Genomic DNA, 6,504 nt, shown 5'->3' on the forward strand with positions numbered 1-6,504 from the left:
TGCATCCAATCCTGGCAATATAAATGAAATTAACGAAGGCGCATCAGCAGCGTATAAAGACGCTACTACTATGTTAGACGGCACCGAGCTATATGAAGAGGGAGATATTCTACAAAGTTATACGCAATGGTATGCTGTTCGTAAAGCGGCCAAGCACTTATTGTTTGCTCAAGTTAATAGTAATACTATGCGAAATGGTATTGATTTAAGCGATATAACTGGCACTACGCTTGATTCTGGCAGACAAGGACAATCTTATAACGCAGATATCGCTCAAGCAGACTTGCAAAACGCTGTTTACTCATTGACAGCAGGCTCCGCTTTGCCTGAAGGTCTTTCATTAAGCGATACTGGCAGAATAAGCGGCACGCCTACAGAGGCTGGAACATTTAACTTTACGGTAGAGATTGTGGTAGATGGTTACATTAATACTACAGCCACTTATACGCTTACTATTGACGGCATATTTAACCTTGAAGATATAGACGGAATCGAGGTTGGCGGCGATGTTAACGGAAAGATCGCTTCTGATGAAATCATAGTAGGCGTAACTACATACCGTGTTAGAGTCGGATGGTCTAATATAGATGTTCCTGTCACATTGATTGAGCATAATATAGTAAGCGGTAGATTACCTGCGGGCTTGAGTCTAGATTCTGATGGAAGCATTACAGGCGTTCCTACTGCACAAGGTTCATATAGCTTTGTTGTCGAAACAAGAGTATTAGCAGAAACAACCCATCCTCAACAAGGATATATAAGCCTTGAATACTTCTATAAAACTCCTCTTACAATAGAAGTTGGCGCTCCTGTTACGTTTACGGTAACTTTTGACAGCAACTTTGAAGGTTCGACACCGGTTGTCGCTGTGGTAAGAGAGGGTGAAAAGGCTACTCCTTTGGCTTCTTATCGCGCAGGATATGTGTTTACTGGTTGGTATGCTGATGAAGATTGCACGATTGAGATGGATTTCTCTCAAGCTATAACCGAAGACATAACGGTATATGCGGGATGGAAATCACTAAGCGAAATGGATGACGCCCAAAAATCAATAACGGACGATATCGATGATATCATCTCTGGAATTGACGACCTTAACGAGGATATTAATGACCTTAATACAGTCATAGACGACCTTAATGCTCAACTAGATGATTCCAATGACAAGCTAAGTGTTGCTAAGACTATAGGCATTGTCGGCACTATTATTGGCACGATAGGACTTCTCTCAGCTATTGCTGCTGTAATTCTCAATATCCTTAAAAAGAAAAGGATATAGACAAAATAAGAGTACTAATTAGTTAAAAATCGTGGCGGCTTCAACAGATAAAGGTTACCTTTATCTGTTGAAGCTATAAGCGATTTTTAAAAAATATTTTTTAGTTATTATGGGGAATCTTAATTTTGAAAGCAACATTTATTTACAAATGATATAATATTTTTTAAAAAATTTTTAACGGAGGATGAACTTTGAATAAGCTACGCAATCTTTGGATGATTTTCTTAGCGATTATTATAGGTTGTTCAATTATACTCACGGGTTGCGATACTACCGATACGCCCGAAAAAGAAATGTGCACTGTTATATTTGACACAAACGCGGGCGATGATAATGTAGAGAATGAACCTGATATTATTAGAGTAGAAAAAGGTAAAACGGTGCCGCGACCTTCAATTGACCCTAGCCGAGAAGGATATACTTTTGAAGGTTGGTATGATAATGAAGAATGCGAAGGCGATGAATTTGATTTTAGCACTCCGATAACTGCCAAAACTTTTGTGCTATACGCTAAATGGTCAGTGAAATTGCAATACTATACGGTTATTTTTGATCTGAATGGCGGCGATGGCGACAATGTAAGTGTTCAAATAGAAAGCGGCAGCACAGTTGAGCCTTTAAAGACCACCCCTGTGCGCAGCGGATATGTATTTGGCGGTTGGTTTTTGGAGCCTGAAGGAATTACGCCATATAATTTTGGCGATGCGGTTACTACAAATTTCACTCTTTATGCAAAATGGACTCAAAGCTTTAGCGTAATATTTCATCTAAATTATGAAGGCGCTCCTGCCGCAATGATTCAGGAAGTAAATTCAGGAGAAACTCCTACAAGACCTGATAATCCCACTCGAGAAGGTTATAGTTTTGCGGGATGGTTTACTGACCCCGATTTCAATAATCCTTATGAGTTTGGCGCGGTTACCGCATCTATTCAAGTTTACGCAAAATGGGTAAATAACGAAGGCGCGGCGGTATATCAGGTTGAATTTGACTTAAATTACTCCGGCGCTCCTGAAAATATAATTCAAAATGTTGTCGAAGGCGCCGTAATTAATCAACCTGATGTTTCGCGCGAAGGTCATCGCTTTGTCGGTTGGTTTACTGATAGCAATTTTGTTAATGAATTTACTTTAAACACGCCTGTGACAAATAATACATATTTATACGCAAAATGGATAGAAACATATTTATTAACAATAAATTATAACTATAGCGGCGCTCCAGAACCAATTACAAAAGTATATGACAAAAACTCGCCTATAACTGTGCCGGCATCGCCTTCTCGTATAGGTTATGTCTTTGCAGGTTGGAGTGACTCTTCAAATGGGATAGTTGGTTTTGATTTTGAAGAAGGTATTTCATCAGATACCACAGTTTACGCTCAATGGTCTAAGCAATATATATTTGAGGCAGAAATGCTTGATTTTTCTGATTTCTTTGGTTGGGGATTCTCAGGAAATGCTACAGGTACCGACGCTATTCTTCAAGATATTGATGGCTCTGCAGGAGCAAGCAATGGATATTTTGTTACATATTTGTATGGAGACGGAATTACATTAACCTTTGAAATAGATTCGGATCGGGCAATTCCTGATGTTGAATTGGTGCTTAGATTGTCGGGCGAGATTAAAGATTTCTTTATACAATCAACTTTATCGCCTGGCGGTTCTCGCGATGAAGAGCCTGTTTATACGGTCAAAGTTAATGGCGTTCCTATACAATATGAAGAAATTTACTTTAATGGAGTTCCTGGTCAAAACGAGGGCATTATAATGCCTTTTGAAGATTTTGTTATAGCTAATATTGATCTTGTAGAAGGCAAAAATACTATTGAGCTAATTACCGATAACTCTTTAGGAATGGGCGGCACGATGTGGTCAACAGCACCTATGGTAGACTGCATCAAATTAACGACTTACGCTAACTTGACATGGGACCCTGTAGAAGGAAATTATTAGTTCTAAAGCTTATCTTGATGTTAAAAGCAAAAAGATATGGTTTATTTAATTAGCTTTAACACGGAGGGAAAGAATGAGTTTTTTTAAGGTTATTTTTAGTAAAACTGGCTCAAAAGTTTGGTTTTTTGTAACGACTTCTATTTTAGTCTTACTCATTGTTGTAACGTCTTTGGCATCAACTATATTTTATGAATTATTTTGCACTCTATGGGGACGCGAAAGGATGATAACCAAAGATGGCACACAACAAATATTTATAGCTGATTTTGATACTAAAGAAGAAGCTAGACTTAACGGAGAAAGAGTCAATGAGCGAATTACTGAAGAAGGTTTTGTGTTATTAAAAAATGATTCTAATACATTGCCCTTGCCAAAGGGAGCAAAAATAAGCGTATTTGGCAAAAACTCTGTTAATCTAGTTTATGGCGGCTCTGGCTCAGGCGCTGGAAGCGGAGAATTTACCAAAACGATATTTGAAAGCTTGACCGCAGCAGGCTTTAGCTATAATCCCACCTTAAAAAGCTTTTATGAAAGCAGCGACTCTGGTAGCGGCAGGTCGAGCAATCCCGCTATGGAAAATGACGGCAGTATTTCTTTAAAAGTGGGCGAGACACCGCAATCAAGTTATACTCAATCTGTTAAAAATAGTTATAGGGATTATGACGATGCAGCGTTGATTGTTTTGTCGCGTATAGGCGGCGAGGGCTGGGATTTGCCTCGTAAAATGGTCGATAAGAACGGCAATTTGGTTGAAGGCGCAAGAGACGCAAACGATCACTATCTACAACTTGACCAAAATGAAACCGACTTAATTAAAGCTGTTTGCGACGAATTTGAAAAAGTTATAGTGATTATTAATAGCAGTTCGCCTATTGAGTTAGGTTTTTTGGATGACCCGGAGCATTATGCATATCACGAAAACATAGGCGCTGCAATTTGGATTGGAGCGCCTGGCGATACGGGTATTATGTCTTTAGGGCGAATTCTTAATGGCGATGTTAATCCTTCGGGTCGTATTCCAGATACTTACGCGCGTGATTTTAAAAAAGACCCTACATGGTTTAACTTTGGTAACAATCTAATACCTAACGGTCAAGATTACCTTTCTGTTAAAGACAAAAAAACCACTTATATATATTCCTATGTTGATTATGAAGAAGGAATATATGTAGGTTATCGTTATTACGAAACACGCGGCTTTACAGATGGAGAAACATGGTATAACGAAAATGTTGTATTCCCGTTTGGATATGGGCTAAGCTATACCACTTTTTCGCAAGAAATAGCCAACAAACAGACTTTGCAAAACACAACAATTACAGCCGACAAAAAAATTCAAGTAAATGTAAAGGTCACTAATACAGGATCTGTCGCAGGCAAAGATGTAGTCCAGCTTTATGTTACCCCTCCTTATATTGAGGGCGGTATTGAAAAATCCCATGTAGTGTTAGCTGGTTTTGCAAAAACAGGTATTATACAACCAGGCGCATCTGAAACTGTTACAGTAGAAATTGACCCGTATTATTTTGCGTCATATGATTACAATGATAAAAACCAAAATGGATTTAAGGGTTATGAGCTTGAAAGCGGAAAATATATTATAAGATTATGCGCTAACGCGCATGAGCAAATTGACAGCTTTGAAGCTACAGTTCAAGAGCCAGGAATCAAGTACGAGACAGATCCTGTGACGGGTTATTCAGTAGTCAATAGATTTGACGATATAGATGATGAATTAGGCTCAATATTATCTAGAACTGATTGGGAAGGAACTTTTCCTGCAACGCGAACAACACAAGAAAGAGAACTTGACGCGTTGACAAACCAAAAAATTAACTCAATTGCTACCAATAATCCGTTTCAAACTAATGAATTCCCTATTATAGGCGAAGAAAACGACGTAACATTGCGCGACTTGGTAGGCAAAGATTATGACGATCCGCTTTGGGATAAATTGCTTAATAGATTAAAAGTAAATGATATGATAAACCTTTTCAATAATGGCGCGTTTCAAACCGCCGCTATTATGGAAATTGGAAAACCCAGAACAAATGATGCTGATGGTCCCGCAGGTTTTGTAAACTTCATGTCAGATCCTAGCGTGGGCGCGGTTTATGGTACAAGCCATTACGCGTGCGAGCCTATAATGGCTGCGACTTGGAATGTGGATTTGCTATTTGATTTTGGCGAAGCCATAGGCAATGAAGCGTTAATTGGCGATGAAAGAGGCGATGGAACTCCTTATTCTGGGTGGTATGCTCCTGGCATCAATCTACACCGTTCGCCTTTTGGCGGAAGGGCTGGAGAGTATTTTTCAGAAGACAGCTTTTTATCCGGCATGCTTGCGGCATATGAAATTCAAGGCGCAATGTCAAAAGGAGTTTACACTCAGGTAAAACACTTTGCAGTCAATGAGCAAGAAACTTCTCGAAGAGGAATTTGCACATGGCTAGACGAGCAAACGCTTCGCGAAGTATATCTAAGGCCTTTTGAAATGGCAGTTAAAATAGGAAAAACCAGAGGCATGATGTCATCCTTTAACAGAATAGGCGCAAAATGGACAGGAGGAGATTATCGCCTATTAACCGAAGTGCTTCGCAATGAATGGGGTTTTAGGGGCATGGTAATTTGCGATTTTAATACAGGAAGCCATATGGATTCTAGACAAATGGCTTATGCCGGCGGCGATCTCAATTTGCAAACATTCAATCAAGAATGGAAACCTAAAATATCTAACCCAACCGATATGACAATATTAAGAGAGCGCGTAAAAAATATTTTATACACGGTATGCAACTCTAACGCAATGAATTCTGAAGTATTAGGTTACAAACCGCCTGTTTGGATGGTCCTAATGTTTATTATTGATGCCGTAGTGGTGGCAGGTCTAGGATTATGGGGCTTTTTTGCAATTAGAAAAGCATATAAAGCTCAAAAACAAAAAACTAGTTAAATAAATTAATAATTATAATTAACATTGTTTTAATCCCTTTCAGAGTAAGTCTGAAAGGGATTTTTTTCAAGCAGTAAGGTAATCAACCAAAGAAGCGGCAAAAAGCCTAAAATGCTATATTGTTGGCTTCAAGTCGGTATTAATTTTTTCAAAGAACTTGACTATATATCAAAAAAAGGTTTATAATTTTTGTAAACTTGTAACAAAATTATGATATAAAATATCTTTATTTTATTTGCTTAGGCAAAAATTTTTATCAATTCTTTATGATTCTTTAAACTAAAAAAGAAACTTTTTTAATTAGTGTTTTTTAC

General features: G+C 38.3%; 3 protein-coding genes. All 3 read left to right on the plus strand.

Annotation, left to right across the window (positions count from 1 at the left end):
* The coding region (locus tag VIL26_04795; protein HEY8390250.1) for a putative Ig domain-containing protein at positions 1-1,279 on the plus strand (1,279 nt) is incomplete at its 5' end.
* Between the two features lie 191 nt (positions 1,280-1,470).
* Positions 1,471-3,237, plus strand: coding sequence for an InlB B-repeat-containing protein (locus tag VIL26_04800; protein HEY8390251.1), 1,767 nt, complete (start codon positions 1,471-1,473; stop codon positions 3,235-3,237).
* 73 nt (positions 3,238-3,310) lie between these two features.
* Positions 3,311-6,190 (plus strand): glycoside hydrolase family 3 C-terminal domain-containing protein, encoded by a 2,880-nt coding sequence (locus tag VIL26_04805; protein HEY8390252.1) that lies wholly within the window; start codon positions 3,311-3,313, stop codon positions 6,188-6,190.
* Positions 6,191-6,504: the final 314 nt, after the last annotated feature.

This window comes from Clostridia bacterium (assembly GCA_036562685.1).
Lineage (GTDB): Bacteria > Bacillota > Clostridia > Christensenellales > DUVY01 > DUVY01.

Excerpts from the sequence above, each read along its gene's own strand:
- VIL26_04805 (HEY8390252.1), top strand. The coding sequence starts at position 3,311 with ATGAGTTTTTTTAAGGTTATTTTTAGTAAAACTGGCTCAAAAGTTTGG.